18 protein-coding genes and 4 tRNA genes are annotated in these 18,201 nt (G+C 72.7%); 12 read left to right on the forward strand and 10 right to left on the reverse strand.

Annotated features, from left to right (window positions below; all coding sequences use genetic code 11):
• Nucleotide 1 precedes the first annotated feature (1 nt).
• Together KPL57_RS02160 and KPL57_RS02165 are read right to left on the reverse strand one after the other, a co-directional pair.
• On the reverse strand, nt 2-1,384 hold the full coding sequence (locus KPL57_RS02160; RefSeq protein ID WP_226350207.1) for an NAD-dependent succinate-semialdehyde dehydrogenase: 1,383 nt from the start codon (nt 1,382-1,384) through the stop codon (nt 2-4).
• A gap of 90 nt (nt 1,385-1,474) precedes the next feature.
• Nucleotides 1,475-2,305: a hypothetical protein gene (locus KPL57_RS02165; protein ID WP_226350208.1), complete on the reverse strand. Its 831-nt coding sequence runs from the start codon at nt 2,303-2,305 to the stop codon at nt 1,475-1,477.
• A gap of 89 nt (nt 2,306-2,394) precedes the next feature.
• Here KPL57_RS02165 and KPL57_RS02170 point away from each other — a divergent pair, with 89 nt between their 5' ends.
• A complete protein-coding gene (locus tag KPL57_RS02170) occupies nt 2,395-3,009 on the forward strand; it encodes a VC0807 family protein (protein WP_226350209.1) in 615 nt (204 codons plus the stop codon).
• Between the two features lie 21 nt (nt 3,010-3,030).
• Here the strand turns inward: KPL57_RS02170 and KPL57_RS02175 are convergent, their stop codons facing one another.
• The 3 genes from KPL57_RS02175 to KPL57_RS69240 form a co-directional block, all read right to left on the reverse strand.
• Nucleotides 3,031-4,029: an aldo/keto reductase gene (locus tag KPL57_RS02175; protein ID WP_226350210.1), complete on the reverse strand. Its 999-nt coding sequence runs from the start codon at nt 4,027-4,029 to the stop codon at nt 3,031-3,033.
• A 69-nt stretch (nt 4,030-4,098) separates the two neighbouring features.
• Nucleotides 4,099-5,940 carry a dihydroxy-acid dehydratase gene (gene ilvD, locus KPL57_RS02180; RefSeq protein ID WP_226350211.1) on the reverse strand — a complete coding sequence of 614 codons (1,842 nt, stop codon included), beginning with the start codon at nt 5,938-5,940 and terminating at the stop codon, nt 4,099-4,101.
• A gap of 169 nt (nt 5,941-6,109) precedes the next feature.
• Nucleotides 6,110-6,655, reverse strand: a complete 546-nt coding sequence (locus tag KPL57_RS69240) for a PH domain-containing protein (RefSeq protein WP_226350212.1) — start codon at nt 6,653-6,655, stop codon at nt 6,110-6,112.
• A 280-nt stretch (nt 6,656-6,935) separates the two neighbouring features.
• Between KPL57_RS69240 and KPL57_RS02190 the strand changes: the two genes are divergently transcribed.
• The 3 genes from KPL57_RS02190 to ilvC are packed head-to-tail and all read left to right on the forward strand — an operon-like array spanning nt 6,936 to nt 10,434.
• Complete coding sequence (locus KPL57_RS02190) at nt 6,936-8,879, forward strand: acetolactate synthase large subunit (RefSeq protein ID WP_226350213.1); 1,944 nt, start codon at nt 6,936-6,938, stop codon at nt 8,877-8,879.
• The gene (gene ilvN, locus KPL57_RS02195; RefSeq protein ID WP_062397155.1) at nt 8,876-9,385 is read left to right on the forward strand and encodes an acetolactate synthase small subunit; all 510 of its coding nucleotides are present in this window, start codon (nt 8,876-8,878) and stop codon (nt 9,383-9,385) included. Before KPL57_RS02190 ends, ilvN begins: the two co-directional genes overlap by 4 nt.
• 44 nt (nt 9,386-9,429) lie before the next feature.
• Nucleotides 9,430-10,434 carry a ketol-acid reductoisomerase gene (ilvC, locus tag KPL57_RS02200; protein ID WP_226350214.1) on the forward strand — a complete coding sequence of 335 codons (1,005 nt, stop codon included), beginning with the start codon at nt 9,430-9,432 and terminating at the stop codon, nt 10,432-10,434.
• 138 nt (nt 10,435-10,572) lie between these two features.
• Here the strand turns inward: ilvC and KPL57_RS65790 are convergent, their stop codons facing one another.
• The 3 genes from KPL57_RS65790 to KPL57_RS02210 are packed head-to-tail and all read right to left on the reverse strand — an operon-like array spanning nt 10,573 to nt 11,238.
• Nucleotides 10,573-10,701 carry a HepT-like ribonuclease domain-containing protein gene (locus KPL57_RS65790; RefSeq protein WP_308016750.1) on the reverse strand — a complete coding sequence of 43 codons (129 nt, stop codon included), beginning with the start codon at nt 10,699-10,701 and terminating at the stop codon, nt 10,573-10,575.
• Nucleotides 10,680-10,928, reverse strand: coding sequence for a DUF86 domain-containing protein (locus KPL57_RS71700; protein ID WP_374203652.1), 249 nt, complete (start codon nt 10,926-10,928; stop codon nt 10,680-10,682). The genes KPL57_RS65790 and KPL57_RS71700 overlap by 22 nt, the downstream gene beginning before the upstream one ends.
• Entirely contained in the window at nt 10,906-11,238 is a 333-nt protein-coding gene (locus KPL57_RS02210) for a nucleotidyltransferase family protein (RefSeq protein WP_226350215.1), read from the reverse strand. Before KPL57_RS02210 ends, KPL57_RS71700 begins: the two co-directional genes overlap by 23 nt.
• A 180-nt stretch (nt 11,239-11,418) precedes the next feature.
• Between KPL57_RS02210 and serA the strand changes: the two genes are divergently transcribed.
• Both serA and KPL57_RS02220 read left to right on the forward strand, forming a co-directional pair.
• Complete coding sequence (gene serA, locus KPL57_RS02215; protein ID WP_226350216.1) at nt 11,419-13,029, forward strand: phosphoglycerate dehydrogenase; 1,611 nt, start codon at nt 11,419-11,421, stop codon at nt 13,027-13,029.
• Between the two features lie 94 nt (nt 13,030-13,123).
• Nucleotides 13,124-13,384, forward strand: coding sequence for a hypothetical protein (locus tag KPL57_RS02220; protein WP_226350217.1), 261 nt, complete (start codon nt 13,124-13,126; stop codon nt 13,382-13,384).
• A 30-nt stretch (nt 13,385-13,414) separates the two neighbouring features.
• On the opposite strand, the gene KPL57_RS02225 is transcribed toward KPL57_RS02220, so the two are convergent.
• Nucleotides 13,415-14,425, reverse strand: a complete 1,011-nt coding sequence (locus tag KPL57_RS02225) for an LLM class flavin-dependent oxidoreductase (RefSeq protein WP_226350635.1) — start codon at nt 14,423-14,425, stop codon at nt 13,415-13,417.
• Nucleotides 14,426-14,670: 245 nt separating this feature from the next.
• Between KPL57_RS02225 and KPL57_RS02230 the strand changes: the two genes are divergently transcribed.
• Nucleotides 14,671-15,711: a 3-isopropylmalate dehydrogenase gene (locus tag KPL57_RS02230; protein WP_062397147.1), complete on the forward strand. Its 1,041-nt coding sequence runs from the start codon at nt 14,671-14,673 to the stop codon at nt 15,709-15,711.
• A gap of 43 nt (nt 15,712-15,754) precedes the next feature.
• On the opposite strand, the gene KPL57_RS02235 is transcribed toward KPL57_RS02230, so the two are convergent.
• Nucleotides 15,755-16,063, reverse strand: a complete 309-nt coding sequence (locus KPL57_RS02235; RefSeq protein ID WP_226350218.1) for an EthD family reductase — start codon at nt 16,061-16,063, stop codon at nt 15,755-15,757.
• Between the two features lie 116 nt (nt 16,064-16,179).
• Here KPL57_RS02235 and gltX point away from each other — a divergent pair, with 116 nt between their 5' ends.
• The 5 genes from gltX (at nt 16,180) to KPL57_RS02260 (ending at nt 18,164) form a co-directional block, all read left to right on the forward strand.
• The gene (gene gltX, locus KPL57_RS02240; RefSeq protein ID WP_226350219.1) at nt 16,180-17,658 is read left to right on the forward strand and encodes a glutamate--tRNA ligase; all 1,479 of its coding nucleotides are present in this window, start codon (nt 16,180-16,182) and stop codon (nt 17,656-17,658) included.
• A 55-nt stretch (nt 17,659-17,713) separates the two neighbouring features.
• Nucleotides 17,714-17,785 (forward strand) — tRNA-Gln (locus KPL57_RS02245).
• A 58-nt stretch (nt 17,786-17,843) separates the two neighbouring features.
• Nucleotides 17,844-17,919: transfer RNA gene (locus KPL57_RS02250), tRNA-Glu, on the forward strand.
• Nucleotides 17,920-17,967: 48 nt separating this feature from the next.
• Nucleotides 17,968-18,043, forward strand: a tRNA-Glu gene (locus tag KPL57_RS02255).
• A gap of 48 nt (nt 18,044-18,091) precedes the next feature.
• A tRNA-Glu gene (locus tag KPL57_RS02260) sits at nt 18,092-18,164 on the forward strand.
• The last annotated feature ends 37 nt before the right edge of the window (nt 18,165-18,201 follow it).

An 18,201-nucleotide genomic window follows, 5' to 3' on the forward strand; every position in this document is an offset into this window, starting at 1 on the left:
CTCAGCCCTTCGGCTTGGCCGTGCGACGCAGCCGGGTGTTGACGAACTCGCCCATGCCCCAGCGGCCCAGCTCACGGCCGAAGCCGGAGCGCTTCACCCCGCCGAAGGGGAGCCCGGGCAGCGTCGTGCCGTGCTCGTTGACGTAGGCCATGCCCACCTCGAGCCGGTCGGCGATCTCCTGCGCGCGCTCGATGTCGCCGCTCCACACCGACCCGCTGAGCCCGTAGCTCACGTCGTTGGCCAGCGTGACCGCCTCGTCGACCGAGTCGACGCCGTAGACCACGGCGACCGGTCCGAAGATCTCCTCGGAGTAGGCGTCCATGTCCTTCGTGACGCCGGTCAGCACGGCCGGGCGGAGGAACGCGCCGTCGCCGTCGGGCACCTCGCCGCCGGTGTGCAGGGTGGCGCCCTGCTCGACGGCGCGGCGCACCTGCTCGGCGACGCCGTCGCGCGCCGCGACCGAGGACAGCGGGCCGAGCCGGGTGCCGGAGTCGGTCGGGTCGCCGTGCTCGGTGGCCTCGAACGTCGAGACCAGCACCGACACGAACTCCTCGACCTTGTCGGTCGGCACGATCATCCGCTTCGGGGAGTTGCAGGCCTGGCCGCCGTTCATCAGGCGGGCCCGGGCGGCGACCTTCGCGGTGCGGGCGACGTCGGCGTCGTCGAGGACGATGAACGCGTCCGACCCGCCCAGCTCCAGGACGGCCTTCTTCAGGTTGCGCCCCGCCGTCTCGGCGACCGAGGCACCGGCCCGCTCGCTGCCGGTCAGGGAGATCCCCTGGATCCGCGGGTCGGCGATCATGTCGGCGATCTGCTCGTTGGTCGCGTAGACGTTGACGTAGACGTCGGCCGGGACGCCCGCGGTGTGGAAGATCTCGTCCATCACCTCGGCCGAGGCGGCACAGATCGGGGCGTGCTTGAGGACGATCGTGTTCCCGACGACCAGGTTCGGCGCGACGAACCGCGCCACCTGGTAGTAGGGGAAGTTCCACGGCATGACCCCGACCAGCGGCCCGATCGGCTCGGTCTGTACCACCGACTCCTGCGCGCCCTGCGGGTCCAGGGTCTCCCTGCTCAGCAGGTCCGGGCCGTGCTCGGCGTACCAGCGGTAGATCGACGCGGCCAGTGCGACCTCGCCCGCTGCCTCCTTGACGGGCTTGCCCATCTCGGTCGCGATCAGCGCGGCCAGCTCGTCGCTGCGGGCCTCGTAGGCCTCGGCCACCCGGACCAGGATCCGTGCCCGGTCGGCGGCCGGGGTCGCGCGCCACCCGGGGTAGGCGTCGGTGACGCGGCCCAGGACGTCGGAGACCGCCGCGTCGTCGAGCTCGGGGAACGTCTTCTCGGTCTTCCCGGTGGCGGGGTTCGTGGTCACGTAGGCGGTCATGGTGCCCTTCCGTCGTGGGGTGGCGCGGGTCGCGCTCCTATCCGACGGATGTCCGCCGCGGGGGGACCGGCAAACATCGGGTCCGCCTCGTCACCCCACGCCGGCCGCCTCCAGCCGGGCCCGGACGTGGGCGTGTGCCGGTGGGACGCAGCGGTCCAGCACGCCGCGCAGCTCGTCGACCAGACGTGCGGCGGGCCAGTCCGGCGGCAGCAGGACCGTGGGCAGCGCCGGCGCCCGGACCAGGTCGACGAACACCGGGTTGGTCAGCTCGACGAGGCGGCGCAGGCACCCGGCACCGTCCCCGGGCGGCGACGCCGCGGCGGCGGCCAGGCGGTCGGCGTGACCGGCCAGGACGGCCGCGACCCCGTCGAGGTCCCACGCCCCGACCGCGACGCGGGCGGCCTCGGCGGTGTCCACCGCGAGCCCGGCCACGGTCACCCGGGCACCGGGCGGGGCGTCGGCCAGCACCTCGGCGAGGTCGGCGCCGCGGTCGGCCACCGCGATGAGCACGCCCGGCTGCAGCACCCCGTACCCGGCGAGCACGGCGGTGCGCCGCAGCCGGTCGCGGTAGGCCCGCTCCTGCTCCGGGACGGCGTGCAGCAGTGCCCGGAACGAGCCCGTCCACTCCGGGGGGCGGGCGCCGAGGTCGTCGCCGAGGCGCCGGACCGCCGCCCCGAACGGGCCGTCGAGGCGCAGGTGCACGGCGCGCCCGTCGCGCCGGCCCGCGAGCTGGCCGTCCTCGCGCATCCGGGCCAGCAGCCGTCGCGCGGCGGGCTCGCGCATGCCGAGATCGCCCAGCAGCCCGACGAGCACGGCGGCGGGCAGCTCGTCACGACCGGCGACGCGCAGCAGCGACGCGACCACACCGCTCGTCGGGTTGCGCCTTGCCACGAGCGCGCCCAGCTCTACACTTCTGCTCACGGTCGTGAACCATTCCGTCCAGTTCGGGGGAACCGATGGTAGAGGCAGCGGGCCGGAACGGAATGGGGCAGGCACTGTCCTGGACGCAGATGATCGTGCTGAGCATCGCGGTGCCCGTGGTGGTCTACGACGTCCTCACCGACCGCGGGGTCGGCCCGGTCCCCGCCCTGCTCGCCGGGAGCATCGGGCCGCTGCTCGACATCGGCATCACCTGGCTGCGCAGCCGCCGGATCGACGAGTTCGGCGTGCTCGTGCTGGTGTTCCTGGTGGTCGGCGCCGTGGTCGGGCTGGTGTTCTCCGACCCGCGGATCCTGCTGCTCAAGGAGTCCGCGACGACGGGCGTGCTCGGCCTGCTCCTGCTGGGCTCGCTGGTGCTGCTCCCGCGCCCGCTGATGTTCTGGTTCGGCCGTCGCTTCGCCACCGGCGGTGACCCGGCCCGGGTGGCCTGGTGGGACGGGCTCTGGCAGTACGCCGGCTTCCGCCGCACCCAGCGCGTGCTCACCGCGGTGTGGGGCGTGGTGCTGGTCGCCGAGGCGGTCGTGCGGATCGTGCTGACCTACCGGCTCCCGGTCGCGACGATGGTGGTGGTGAACGCCGTCGTCCCGCTCGCGGTGCTGGGCGTGCTGATCGGCTGGACCGTGCTGTACGCCCGGCGGGCGCAGGCCGCGGGACAGCGCCGCGCCGCGGCCGCCGCCTCCGGCTGAGACGACGGCCGGGCGCCCGGCTCAGCGGCCGACGTTGCGCTGCAGGTGCGCCGGGTAGCGCTCCCCGGCCACCGCCGACGACGGGGCGGCCGCCTCGATCTCGGCCAGCTCGTCCGTCGACAGCTCCAGCACGGCGGCCTCGACGTTCTGCTCCAGGTAGGTCCGCCGCTTGGTCCCCGGGATCGGCACGACGTGCTCCCCGCGGCTCTGCACCCAGGCCAGCGCGAGCTGCCCGGCGGTGACCCCGCGGCGCTGCGCGATGGCGGTGAGCGCCTCGACGATCGCGAGGTTCGCGGCCATGTTCTCGTCGGAGAAGCGGGGCAGACCGCGGCGCATGTCGCCCTCGCCGAGCTGGCCGGTCGAGGTGATCGCGCCGGTCAGGAAGCCGCGTCCGAGCGGGGAGAACGGCACGACGCCGATGCCCAGCTCGGCGCACGTCGGCGCGACCGACTCCTCGATGCCGCGCGTCCACAGCGACCACTCCGACTGCACCGCGGCGGGCGGGTGCACGGCGTGGGCGCGGCGGACGGTGTCCGCGCCGCACTCGGAGAGCCCGTAGTGGCGGATCTTCCCCTCCTCGATCAGCCCGGCGAGCGCGCCGACGGTCTCCTCGATCGGCGTGTCCGGGTCGACGCGGTGCTGGTAGTAGAGGTCGATGTGGTCGACGCCGAGGCGGCGCAGCGACTCCTCGGCGCACCGCCGCACGTAGGCCGGGTCGCCCTGCGCGCCCTGGTTGCCCGCGGCGTCGCGGACGATGCCGAACTTCGTCGCCAGGACCACGCGGTCGCGGCGGTCGGCGATCGCGGCGCCCACGAGCTCCTCGTTGGCGCCGTCGCCGTAGACGTTCGCGGTGTCGAGCAGGGTGACGCCCAGGTCCAGGGCGCGGTGGATCGTCGCGATCGACTCGGCGCGGTCGGAGGTGTCGCCGTAGGCCGCGCTCATGCCCATGCAGCCCAGGCCCTGGGCGGAGACGGTCAGGTCGCCGAGACGGCGGGTGCCGAGGCGCATTCCGGTAGCCATGCCAACCAACCTAAACGCGAACGGCCCCGGTCCGCAGGGCGCGGACCGGGGCCGTCGGGACGTGCGGGATCAGGGGATGCGGCGGACCGCCCCGGTGTCGGCGCTGGTCGCCATGTGGGCGTAGGCGCGCAGGGCCTTCGACACGACGCGCTGCCGGTCGACGGGCTGCCACGGCCGCTCGGAGGACTCCATCTTGGCGCGCCGGTCGGCGAGCACCTCGGCGTCGACGAGCAGCTCCAGGGACCGGGCGCGGACGTCGAGCCGGACCCGGTCGCCGTTCTCCACCAGCCCGATCGTGCCGCCGGCGGCGGCCTCGGGGGAGACGTGGCCGACCGAGATGCCCGACGAGCCGCCGGAGAACCGGCCGTCGGTGATCAGGGCGCAGACCTTGCCCAGCCCGGCACCCTTGAGGAACGCGGTCGGGTGCAGCATCTCCTGCATGCCCGGTCCGCCCGAGGGGCCCTCGTAGCGGATGACCAGCACGTCGCCGGGCTTGATCTCCTTCTTGAGGATCGCCGAGACGGCGTCCTCCTGGCTCTCCAGCACCACGGCCGGGCCCTCGAACTCCCAGATGTCCTCGGGGATGCCCGCGGTCTTGATCACGGCGCCGTCGACCGAGAGGTTCCCGCGCAGCACGGCCAGTCCGCCGTCGGCGGAGTAGGCGTGCTCGAGGTCGCGGATGCACCCGCCCGCGGCGTCGGTGTCGAGGGAGGACCAGCGGTTCTCCGTCGAGAACGCCTGCGTGGTCCGGACCCCGCCCGGCGCGGCGTGGTAGAGCTCGACCGCGGTCTCCGACGGGGCCGACGACCGGATGTCCCACTCGGTGAGCCACTGCTCCAGCGTGGGGGAGTGCACGGTGTGCACCCCGGTGTTGAGCAGCCCGGCCCGCCACAGCTCGCCCAGCAGGGCGGGGATGCCACCGGCCCGGTGGACGTCCTCCATGTGGTAGTCCGAGTTCGGCGCGACCTTGCTCAGGCACGGCACGCGCCGGGAGACCGCGTCGATCGCGGCGAGGTCGAAGTCGATCTCGCCCTCCTGGGCGGCGGCCAGGATGTGCAGCACCGTGTTGGTGGAGCCGCCCATCGCGACGTCGAGCGCCATCGCGTTCTCGAACGCCTCGCGGGTGGCGATGTTGCGGGGCAGCGCGGACGCGTCGTCGTCGCGGTACCAGCGCGTCGCCAGGTCCATCACGGTGCGCCCGGCGTTCAGGAACAGCTCGCGGCGCGCGGCGTGCGTGGCCAGGGTGGAGCCGTTGCCCGGCAGCGAGAGCCCGAGCGCCTCGGTGAGGCAGTTCATCGAGTTCGCGGTGAACATCCCGGAGCAGGACCCGCAGGTCGGGCAGGCCGAGCGCTCGACCTCGGCCAGGCCCTCGTCGTCCACCTCGGACGACGCGGACGCCGAGATCGCGGTGATCAAGTCGGTGGGTGCCTGCGCGACCCCGCCGACGACGACCGCCTTGCCGGCCTCCATCGGCCCGCCGGAGACGAACACGGTCGGGATGTTCAGCCGCATCGCGGCGTTCAGCATGCCCGGCGTGATCTTGTCGCAGTTGGAGATGCACACCAGGGCGTCGGCCGCGTGGCCGTTGACCATGTACTCGACCGCGTCGGCGATGATCTCGCGGCTGGGCAGGGAGTAGAGCATCCCGCCGTGGCCCATCGCGATGCCGTCGTCGACGGCGATCGTGTTGAACTCCTTGGCGACCCCGCCCGCCTCCTTGATCGCGCCCGCGACGAGGTCACCCATGTCCTTGAGGTGCACGTGGCCGGGCACGAACTGGGTGTAGGAGTTGGCGATCGCGACGATCGGCTTGCCGAAGTCGTCGTCGCCCATGCCGGTCGCGCGCCAGAGCGAACGCGCTCCGGCGGCGTTGCGACCGTGGGTGGTGACGCGGGAACGCAGGGCGGGCATCGGTCTTCTCCAGCCGGGTCTTCCGTGGTGGTTCGTGAGGGACCCCGGTGGGCGCGTCGCGGAGCGTGGGCACGAGCCGCCCGGGGGTGCGGCGCGACGGCGGCGGGGCGGGTCGCGTCCCGCCGGCCGGCGGGCCGATCGCCCGCAACCGTACGCCCCGCGACGGGCGTCAGTGACCCTCGGCCGGATCCTCCGGGTCGGTCACCGCGGCCGGGTCGGCGAACCGGCCGCCGCTGGCGACCGAGAGCGCGGGCAGGTCGCGCGCGTGCACCGCGGGCAGGACGAGGTCGTCGTCCTCGCCCAGCACCGCGCTGACCCGCGAGCGCGAGCCGATCCGCAGACCGCGCACGTCGTCCCAGTCCACGGTGCGGGAGGAGAACGCGCCGCGGACGGTCAGCGTCTCCGGGTCCACGGTGGTGCGGACCCGCAGGATCCAGGCGATCGCCGCGACCGGGGCCAGCAGCACGATCCAGAACCACGGCAGGCTGAACACCAGCGGCGTCGACCCGACGACCGCGACCAGGATGGCGAAGATGGTCAGCCGGCTCGGCTTGAACACCAGCGCGCGCGAGCCCACGCGGAGCTTGCGGCCCTCGTCGCGGACCCGGGGGGTCCACGCCAGCTCGCTGTCCACCTGCTGGGACGCCCCCGGGGCCGGCTGCGGGTCGGCGGAGGCGGGGTCGGCGGGGACGGCGCGGTCGTCGGTGCTGCTCACGACCCCAGTGTGACAAATCCGGACCGTGACCCCACGGCCCGGACGGGTGGGGTCGTTTGACTCCGTCCGTGGGACGCGTGCTAGCGTCGATGCATGTTCGCCGTTCGAATTCTCGTACTTCTTGGGCGCGTCGTCGCCTGAGTTCGACCTTCTCGAACGACGACGCGCTCACCCTCGCAGCGCCCGGAGTACCGGGCGGCGGGGGTTTTTTCATGTCCAGCTCCGAGTCCAGCCCATGTCCGGCATCTGATCGACACGATCTCCAGCGAGGCAGACCCAGATGACCACCGTCCCCGCCAAGCCCGGCTCGCCCGGCCCGAAGCCGGGCCCGCCGCCCGGCCGGTCCGCGGCCTCCGGCACGTCCCGCAGCGCGGCCCCGGCACCCGGTGAGACCACCGTGCCCGGCCCGCGCGTCGTGGACGAGCCCATGACCGGCGCCCAGTCCCTGGTGCGTTCGCTCGAGGAGATCGGCTGCGAGGTCGTCTTCGGGCTGCCCGGCGGGACGATCCTGCCCGCGTACGACCCGCTCCTGGACTCGACGAAGGTGCGTCACATCCTCGTCCGCCACGAGCAGGGCGCCGGACACGCGGCGACCGGCTACGCGCAGGCCACCGGCCGGGTCGGGGTCTGCATGGCGACGTCCGGGCCGGGGGCCACGAACCTGGTCACCCCGATCGCGGACGCCCACATGGACTCGGTGCCGCTGGTGGCCATCACGGGTCAGCAGACCCGGCCGCTGATCGGCACCGACGCCTTCCAGGAGGCCGACATCACCGGCATCACCATGCCGGTGACCAAGCACAACATGCTGGTGACCGACGCGACGGAGATCCCGCGCGCGATCGCCGAGGCCTTCCACCTGGCGTCCACCGGCCGGCCCGGCCCGGTCCTGGTGGACATCCCGAAGGACGTGCTGCAGGAGCAGACCACGTTCTCCTGGCCCCCGGAGCTGCAGCTGCCCGGCTACCGGCCGACGACCCGGCCGCACGGCAAGCAGATCCGCGAGGCCGCCCGGCTCATCCGCGAGTCGGCCAAGCCGGTGCTCTACGTCGGCGGCGGTGTCCTCAAGGCGGAGGCCGCCGAGGAGCTCAGGGAGCTGGCCGAGCTGACCGGGGCGCCCGTCGTCACCACCCTGATGGCGCGCGGTGTGTTCCCCGACAGCCACCCGCTGCACCTGGGCATGCCCGGGATGCACGGCACCGTCGCCGCGGTCGCGGCGATGCAGCGGTCCGACCTGCTGGTCGCGCTCGGCTCCCGGTTCGACGACCGGGTCACCGGCAAGCTGGAGAGCTTCGCCCCCGGGGCGAAGATCATCCACGCCGACATCGACCCGGCCGAGATCTCCAAGAACCGGCGCGCCGACGTGCCGATCGTCGGGGACTGCAAGGAGGTCCTGGCCGACCTGGTCGAGGCCGTCCGTGCGGACCGCGCCGAGCACGGTGAGCCGGACCTGTCGGCCTGGTGGAAGCAGGTCGGCGGGCTGCGCGACCGCTACCCGCTCGGCTACGACGAGCCGACCGACGGGGCGCTCTCGCCGCAGTATGTGATCGAGCGGATCGGCGCGATCGCCGGGCCCGACGCGATCTACACCGCGGGCGTCGGCCAGCACCAGATGTGGGCCGCGCAGTTCGTCAAGTACGAGAAGCCGCGGACCTGGCTGAACTCCGGCGGGCTCGGGACCATGGGCTACGCGGTCCCGGCCGCGATGGGCGCCAAGGTCGGCGAGCCGGACGCCGTCGTCTGGTGCATCGACGGCGACGGCTGCTTCCAGATGACCAACCAGGAGCTCGCCACCTGCGCGATCGAGGGCATCCCGATCAAGGTCGCCGTCATCAACAACGGCAACCTCGGCATGGTCCGCCAGTGGCAGAACCTGTTCTACGGCGAGCGGTACTCCAACACCGACCTCAACACCCACAAGCTGCGCATCCCGGACTTCCCGATGCTCGCGCAGGCGATGGGCTGCGAGGGGCTGCGGGTCGAGTCCAAGGAGGACGTCGACCGGGTCATCCACCAGGCCATGGAGATCAACGACCGGCCGGTCGTCGTGGAGTTCGTCGTCGGTGCCGACGCCCAGGTGTGGCCGATGGTCGCCGCGGGCACGAGCAACGACGAGATCAACGTCCGGCGCGACATCCGGCCGGAGTTCGAGCACGACGAGCTGGCCGCGTCGGTCGACGCGGTCGCCGACGTCACCGAGCAGGCCCTGGAGGGCGAGAAGTGAGCGAGCTCCACACCCTCTCGGTCCTGGTCGAGGACAAGCCGGGTGTCCTGGCCCGGGTCTCCGGGCTGTTCTCGCGGCGCGGGTTCAACATCAACTCGCTCGCGGTCGGCCCGACCGAGCACCCCGACGTCTCCCGCATGACGATCGTCGTCGAGGTGGACGAGCTCCCGATGGAGCAGGTCACCAAGCAGCTCAACAAGCTGGTGCACGTCATCAAGATCGTCGAGCTGGAGCCGGACGCCTCGGTGCAGCGCGAGCTGCTGCTGGTCAAGGTCCGGGCCGACGCCACGGTGCGCAGCCAGGTCGTCGAGACCGTGCAGCTGTTCCGCGCCAAGGTCGTCGACGTCTCCCCGGAGGCGGTCACGGTCGAGGCCACCGGGTCGGCCGACAAGCTCAACGCGCTCCTGCGCATGCTGGAGCCCTACGGGATCCGCGAGATGGTGAAGTCCGGGATGGTGGCCGTCGGCCGCGGCCCCCGGTCCATCACCGCCGCGGCCGTCCGCTAGACAGTCGTCGCTACACAACCTCCGAGAGGAACCGTCCCAGAGCCATGAGTGTCAACATCTACTACGACGCCGACGCCGACCTGTCGATCATCCAGGGCCGCAAGGTCGCCGTGATCGGCTACGGCTCCCAGGGGCACGCGCACTCGCTGTCCCTGCGTGACTCCGGGGTCGAGGTGAAGATCGGTCTGCCCGAGGGCTCCAAGTCCCGGCAGAAGGCCGCCGACGAGGGCCTCGAGGTCGGCACGCCGGCCGAGGTCTCCGCCTGGGCCGACGTGATCATGGTCCTGGCGCCCGACACCAAGCAGCGCTTCATCTACACCCAGGACATCGAGCCGAACCTGAAGGACGGCGACGCGCTGTTCTTCGGCCACGGCTTCAACATCCGCTTCGAGCTGATCAAGCCCCCGGCGAACGTCGACGTGGCCATGGTCGCGCCGAAGGGCCCGGGCCACCTGGTCCGCCGCCAGTTCGTCGACGGCAAGGGCGTCCCCGCCCTGATCGCCGTCGAGCAGGACGCCTCGGGCAACGCCAAGGCGCTCGCGCTCTCCTACGCGGCCGGGATCGGCGGCGCCCGCGCGGGCGTCATCGAGACCACCTTCAAGGAGGAGACCGAGACCGACCTGTTCGGTGAGCAGGCCGTCCTCTGCGGCGGTGCCGCCGCGCTGGTCCAGACCGGCTTCGAGGTGCTGACCGAGGCGGGCTACGCCCCGGAGATCGCCTACTTCGAGTGCCTGCACGAGCTCAAGCTGATCGTCGACCTCATGTACGAGGGCGGCATCGCCAACGAGCGCTTCTCCATCTCCGACACCGCCGAGTACGGCGACCTCACCCGCGGCCCGCGCGTCATCACGCCCGCGGTCAAGGCCGAGATGCAGAAGATCCTGGGCGAGATCCAGGACGGCACCTTCGCCCGCGAGTGGGTGGCCGAGGACGAGGCCGGCCGCGGCAACTACACCAAGCTGCAGCAGCAGGGCGCCGAGCACCCGATCGAGCAGGTCGGCGAGAAGCTCCGCGGCCTCATGAGCTGGGTCGGCGAGAAGGCCAAGTGATCCACTGCCGGATGCGTCCGGCAGGATGAATCGCGCGGGCCCCAGACGGCCCGCGGATGCCCGGGCCCGGACGCACCCATCCGGACCAGGCGACGTGGAACCCCCGTACCGGCGACACCGGGCGGGGGTTCCGCGCGTTCAGGGGCTGTCGGCGAGCAGCCGGTCGAGGACAGAGAGCAGGTCGGGGAGCCGGTTCGTCGCGGCGTCCCACACGATCTCGTCGTCGACCACGGCGTAGCCGTGGATCAGGATGTTGCGGAACGACACGAGCCTGGGCAGGTCGGAACGCGGAGAGCGAGTTCCGGGTCCGCCCGCGAGAGCCGGTTGAGCGCCTCGCCCACGATCTCGAACTGGCGCTCCACCGCTGAACGGAGCAACACGTCCGACAGGTAGTCGTCGAGACTCCGGTCGGCGACGAACCGTTCGACGAGACCCGCGGCACGTCGCGCGTCCCAGAGGAACGCGCGCGGGTCACGCGGCGTAGAGGGCGACACGCTGCTCGTCGATCGACCGTCGGAGGTACGGGTTGACGACGGCGTCGTCCACGACGAGGTCGACCGTTCGGCCGAGCAGCCGTTCGAGCTCTTCCTTGAGCTCGAAGTAGAGGCCGGAGCTGTCGGTGGCCCGTGGACCGAGGTCGACGAGGACGTCGACGTCACTGCGGTCGGGGTCGAAGCCCGGGCCGGCAGCGGACCCGAACAGCTCCAGGCTGCGGATGCCGAGCCGGCGGCACAGAGCCTCGATCTCGGACCGGACGCGTTCGATCGACGGATGCACGGCCACCCCCTCGTGCACAGTGTGCACCCGGGCCGACGGTCGCGGGGCGGCGACAGCCACCCCGCTGTCCCGCAGAGTGACGGGGTGCCCACGTGCAGTTCCGTCCGGAGCCGCCCAAGTCGTGGTGCGCGCATCGCCGCCGGACCGTCGCGCCGTCCTAGGATGAGCCGAGGCCAGGCCCGTCCGACCCGGGAGCATCCGCACACCGTGAGCACCGCAGCCACCGACCACCGTCCCGTCGTCCTGCTCGCGGAGACGCTCGCGCCCTCCGCCGTCGAGCTGCTCGGGGACGGCGTCGAGATCCGCCACGTCGACGGCACCGACCGCCCCGCCCTGCTGGCGGCGCTCGCCGACGCCGACGCGCTGCTGGTCCGGTCCGCCACCCGGGTCGACGCCGAGGCGCTGGCCGCGGCCGGCCGCCTCAAGGTCGTCGCACGCGCCGGGGTCGGCCTGGACAACGTCGACGTCCCCGCCGCCACCGCGCGCGGGGTGATGGTCGTCAACGCCCCGACCTCGAACATCGTCTCCGCCGCCGAGCACGCCATCGCGCTGCTGCTCGCGACCGCGCGCCACATCCCGCCGGCGGACGCCGCGCTGCGCTCCGGGGCGTGGAAGCGCTCGTCCTACGGCGGCGTCGAGCTCAACGGCAAGACCGTCGGCATCGTCGGGCTCGGCAAGATCGGGCAGCTCGTCGCGCAGCGCCTCGCCGCGTTCGGCATGACGCTGGTCGCCTACGACCCCTACATCGCGCCGTCGCGGGCCGCGCAGCTCGGCATCGAGCTGATGAGCCTCGACGACCTGCTCCGCACCGCGGACATGATCACCGTGCACCTGCCGAAGACCCCGGAGACCCTCGGGCTGATCGGCAAGGACCAGCTCGCGCTGACCAGGCCGGGGGTGCTCGTCGTCAACGCCGCCCGCGGTGGCCTGATCGACGAGGACGCCCTGGCCGAGGCGGTCCGCTCCGGGCACGTCGGCGGCGCCGGGATCGACGTCTACGTCACCGAGCCGACCACGTCGAGCCCGCTGTTCGAGCTGGAGAACGTCGTCGTCACCCCGCACCTGGGCGCCTCCACCGCCGAGGCGCAGGACCGGGCCGGGACCGACGTGGCCCGCTCGGTGCAGCTGGCCCTGGCCGGGGAGTTCGTACCGGACGCGGTCAACGTGCAGATCCACGGCGCCGTCGGCGAGGAGGTCCGGCCCTGGCTGCCGCTGGTGCAGAAGCTCGGCACCACCCTGCACGCCGTCGCCGGGCGCACCCCGACCTCGGTCACCGTCGACGTCGCGGGCGAGCTGGCCACCGAGGACGTCCAGGTCCTCGGCCTGGCCGCGCTGCGCGGGGTGTTCACCCACGTCGTCGAGGACCAGGTGACGTTCGTGAACGTGCCGCAGCTCGCCGAGGAGCGCGGGGTCACCGTGGAGATCACCACCAGCCCGGAGAGCGCCAACCACCGCAGCGTCGTGCAGCTGCGCGGCGCCATGCCCGACGGCGAGAAGGTCACCGTGTCCGGCACCCTGACCGGCCGCGCCGAGGTCGAGAAGCTCGTCGAGATCAACGGGCGGCACTTCGACCTGCGCGCCGAGGGTGAGGTCGTGCTGCTGGAGTACGCCGACCGGCCCGGCGTGATGGGGCGGGTCGGGTCGCTGCTGGGGGAGGCCGCGGTCAACATCGAGGCGGCCCAGATCTCGCAGACCACCGACGGCACCGACGCCGTCATGCTGCTGCGGGTGGACCGCCAGATCGACCCGGCGGTGCTGGAGCCGATCGGCGCCTCGGTCGGCGCCCGGACGATCCGGCTCATCTCCTTCGACGACTGAGCGACCGGGCCCCGTCCCGCACTGCGGGAAACGGCTGCGCGGACCCGGTCGGTCGTGGGATCGTGTCTGCTCGCCACGAGCGGAGGGGGACCCGGTGAGCTGGCTGCGGGCACTGGTACTGGCGGGCACGGCGGTCGGTGTGGGGTGCCTGGTGCTGCTCGGCGTCGGCTTCGTCACCGGGCTGTCGCTGACGGTGCCCTACGTCGTGTCGGTGATGGCGATCGTGACCGGGCCGCCGTCGGCGACGATGACGATCGGCCCCGGCATGCTCGTGGTCCTCGCCGCGCTCGTCGCGATGATCGAGGCCCCTGGCCGGGTGCGGGCCCGCCGGGCGCTGCCGCGCGCCGGGCACTGAGCCCGGGGCGGCCGTGCCGCGGCCGCCGGGTCAGCCGCGCGGCGCCCAGCCCAGCGCCGGTCCGAGCGCGCCGGCGATGTCGGTGACGATCTGGACGTAGTCGTCGTGCGGGAAGCCGAACGGCAGCGCGAACACCGCCTCGTCGACCTCGCGGAACCCGGCGTCGGCCCACAGCCGCTCGGCGATCTCGGCGGAGGTGCCGACCAGGTCGCGGGCGAACAGCAGCCCGGCCGGGCCCTGCGGGACGCCGACCCGGGCGTCGCGCTCGCGGGCGTAGGCGGCGTAGCGCTCGCGCTGGGCGGGCGTCGCCGAGTCGGTCGGGACGACGACCAGGCCCTGCGACACGCGCCCGGCGGGGTTCGCCTCGCGGTACGCCCGGATCTGCCGGGACTGGATCGCGGCGAAGTCGGTCTCCCCGCCGGAGCGCACCACGTTGCTCGTCAGCAGGTTCAGGCCCTGCCCCGCGGCCCAGACGGCGGAGGAGTCGCTGCCCGCGCCGTACCACATCCGCCCGGCCAGACCGGGGGAGTGCGGCTGCACCCGCTCGGAGAACGACTCGATCCCGACCGTCCCGGAGAAGGTGCTCGCCCGCTCCCCGCGCACCAGGCGCAGCAGCCGCGACACCCGCTCGCGGCCGAAGTCCTCGACGTCGGCGGTGTCCGGGTAGAGCGCGTCCCGCACGTGCTCCCACTGCATCGGCGGCCCGACAGAGACGCCCGGGTTCAGCCGGCCGCCGGAGAGCACGTCGACCGTCGCGAGGTCCTCGGCGAGGCGCAGCGGGTTCTCCCAGCCCAGCGGGACCACGGCCGTCCCGAGCTCGATCCGCGAGGTCCGCTGGCTCGCCGCGGCGAGCACCGCGACCGGCGAGGAGATGCCGAACTGCAGGTGACGGTGCCGGACGAAGGCCGAGTCGAAGCCCAGACGCTCGCCGAGGGCGATCATCTCCAGGGTCGTCTCGTGGCCGGGGCGGGGGTCGTCGCCGTCGAAGGAACCGATGGTGAGGAAGCCGAGGCGACGCAGCGGGCGGTCGGGCGTGGGCACGTCCGGGGCAACGACGCCGTCGTCGCGCTTCTTCCCCACTACCATCCGGACGGGTGACGGCCGCGGCGGGCGTCCCACCCCTCGGAACGGGCCGGAGTCCCCGGAACGGCCGCGTGTCGCGGGTACTCCGACCGCGTGCGGCGCACGCGTCACCCGGACGGGACCACCCCACCGGGTGGCCGAACGATGACCCTGCGTCGGCAGGCGGTAGCGTGCGGCCAGCAGTACGACGAGAGGACGAGGTCATGCGCCTTGCGGTCATCCCCGGTGACGGCATCGGCCCGGAAGTGATCAACGAGGCACTCAAGGTCCTGGGCGAGGTCGCCCGCGACGTGGAGACGACCGAGTACGACCTCGGTGCCGCCCGCTGGCACTCCACGGGCGAGCTGCTCCCGGAGACGGTGCTGACCGAGATCAAGCAGCACGACGCGATCCTGCTGGGTGCGGTCGGCGACCCGTCGGTGCCCAGCGGCATCCTCGAGCGCGGCCTGCTCCTGCGCCTGCGCTTCGAGCTGGACCACCACGTGAACCTGCGCCCCGCGCGGCTCTACCCGGGGGTGCGCGGCCCGCTGGCCGGCAACCCGGAGATCGACCTGGTGGTCGTGCGCGAGGGGACCGAGGGTCCGTACGTCGGCACCGGCGGCCTGCTCCGCAAGGACACCCCGCACGAGATCGCGACCGAGGTCAGCCAGAACACGGCGTTCGGCATCGACCGTGTCGTGCGCGACGCGTTCGCCCGCGCCCAGCGGCGGCCGAAGAAGCACCTGACGCTGGTCCACAAGACCAACGTCCTGACCTTCGCCGGTGCGCTGTGGTCGCGGATCGTCGAGGAGGTGTCGCTGGAGTACCCCGAGGTGTCGGTGGCCTACCAGCACGTCGATTCGACCACGATCCACCTGGTCACCGACCCGGGCCGGTACGACGTGATCGTCACCGACAACCTGTTCGGCGACATCCTCACCGACCTGGCGGCGGCGGTCACCGGCGGCATCGGCCTGGCGGCCAGCGGCAACATCGACGCCAGCCGTACCAACCCGTCGATGTTCGAGCCGGTGCACGGCTCCGCCCCGGACATCGCGGGCCAGGGCATCGCCGACCCGACGGCCGCCGTGCTGTCGGTCGCGCTGCTGCTCGACCACATGGGCCAGCGTGACTCGGCCCGCCGCATCGAGGCCGCGGTCGCGTTCGACCTGGCCACTCGGGACCACGCGGCGACGGGCAACACCTCGTCGATCGGGGACCGGCTCGCCGCGCTCGTGTCGAGCCGCGAGGTCGCCACCAACTGACGCGGTACGGGTGGCCGCCGGAGCCCGGCGGCCACCCACCGGCTCAGATCTGGTTCGACGGCCCGGTCAGCAGGGACACCCCGGCGCCGGCGAAGTTCTCGAGGTCGGCGACGGCCGCCTGCCCCTCCTCGCCGCCCATGCCGGCCTGGAACGCGGCCGCATCCGGGAACTCCAGCACGGCCACCAGGTGGTACGCCGGCTTCGCCCCGTCCGGACCCGGCGCGGGCCGGGAGACCGTGAACCGCGCCAGGCCGGGGATCTTCCGTGCCAGCGGCGCGTGCACCGTGTCGTAGTGCGTGTCGAACGCGGCGACGTCCTCGGGGTGGTTGTAGAGAGCGGTCAACTGGAACACGGGGTTCCCTCCTCGCGTCGCACGGCGCTCCGGTGCGCCGCGACTGCCTCCACCATGGTCCATCCGGCGCCCGCGTGCACCACCCCTCCGTACGGGGTCGATACGCTGGACCGACCATGAGTACTCCAGCCCAGGTCCGGGTGCGGTTCTCCCCGTCGCCCACCGGTACCCCGCACGTCGGCCTCATCCGCACCGCCCTGTTCAACTGGGCCCACGCCCGCCATCACGGCGGGGCCCTGGTGTTCCGGATCGAGGACACCGACGCCTCCCGCGACTCCGACGAGTCCTACCGGGCCCTGCTCGACGCGCTGGAGTGGCTCGGCCTCGACTGGGACGAGGGCGTCGAGAAGGGCGGCCCGCACGGGCCGTACCGGCAGAGCGAACGCGGCGAGGTCTACGCCGACGCCCTGCGCCGGCTGATCGACGCCGGCGAGGTCTACGAGTCGTTCTCCAGCGCCGAGGAGATCGAGGCCCGGCACCGCGCCGCGGGCCGCGACCCCAAGCTCGGCTACGACAACGCCGACCGCGACCTCACCGAGGACCAGCGCGCCGCGTTCCGGGCCGAGGGCCGCGCCCCGGTCTACCGGCTGCGCATGCCCGACCACGACATCACCTTCACCGACCTCGTCCGCGGCGAGATCACGTTCCGGGCCGGGCAGGTGCCCGACTTCGTGCTGGCCCGCGGCGACGGCACCCCGCTGTACCCGCTGACCAACCCGGTCGACGACGCGCTGATGGAGATCACGCACGTCCTGCGCGGGGAGGACCTGCTGGCCTCCACCCCGCGGCAGATCGCGCTGCTGGAGGCGCTGGCCCGGGTCGGCATCGGCCACGGCCCCTTCACCTACGCCCACCTCCCGCTGGTCACCGGTGAGGGCAACCGCAAGCTGTCCAAGCGGGACCCGCAGTCGAACCTGTTCCACTACCGCGACCGCGGGTTCGTGCCGGAGGGGCTGCTCAACTACCTCGCGCTGCTCGGCTGGTCGATCGCCGAGGACCGCGACGTGTTCTCCCTCGACGAGATGGTCGCCGCCTTCGACGTGTCCCGGGTGTCGAGCAACGCCGCCCGCTTCGACCTCAAGAAGGCCGAGGCGATCAACGCCGCGCACCTGCGCCTGCTCGCCCCCGACGACTTCGCCGCGCGCGTCGTGCCGTACCTCGCCGCCGAGGGGATCACCGACCCCGACCGCTCGGTGCTAGCCGCCGCCGCGCCGCTGGTGCAGGAGCGCAGCCAGGTGCTGTCCGACGCGGCCCGGATGCTGGCCTTCCTCTTCCGCGACGAGGACACCTTCACCCCGGACGACGACGCCGCCGCGAAGAACCTGGGCGCCGACGCGGCCCCGGTGCTGGAGGCCGCCGTCGCCGGGCTCACGGACCTGCCGGAGTGGTCGGCCGCCGCGATCGAGGAGTCGCTCAAGACCTCGCTCGTGGACGGTCTGGAGCTCAAGCCGCGGAAGGCGTTCGCCCCCGTCCGCGTCGCCATCAGCGGGCGCACGGTGTCCCCGCCGCTCTACGAGAGCATGGAGCTGCTGGGCCGCGAGCGGTCGCTCGCCCGCCTGGGGGCCGGTGTCAGACGCTCCCAGGGCATGGGTTAGAGTACCTACATCAACGGAGAGTGGGCCTCGCTCCGGAACGGGGCCCGCTTTTCGATGGGGTATGGTGTAATTGGCAGCACGACTGATTCTGGTTCAGTTAGTCTAGGTTCGAGTCCTGGTACCCCAGCGGAAATCACGAATTCTCCGGAATGATGGTTTCTGACAATCGGCACGGTCTCGTCCAAGGTCCCGTCGTCTAGCGGCCTAGGACGCCGCCCTCTCAAGGCGGTAGCGCGGGTTCAAATCCCGTCGGGACTACCACGGACTCCCTCGCAGGGGGTCCGCAATCGAGATCGAGCCGAATGTCCTGGTCCCGTCGTCTAGCGGCCTAGGACGCCGCCCTCTCAAGGCGGTAGCGCGGGTTCAAATCCCGTCGGGACTACCACGGACTCCCTCGCAGGGGGTCCGCAATCGAGATCGAGCCGAATGTCCTGGTCCCGTCGTCTAGCGGCCTAGGACGCCGCCCTCTCAAGGCGGTAGCGCGGGTTCAAATCCCGTCGGGACTACTCCACGAAGGCCCCGCTCCACGGAGCGGGGCCTTCG

The organism is Pseudonocardia sp. ICBG601 (assembly GCF_020496245.1).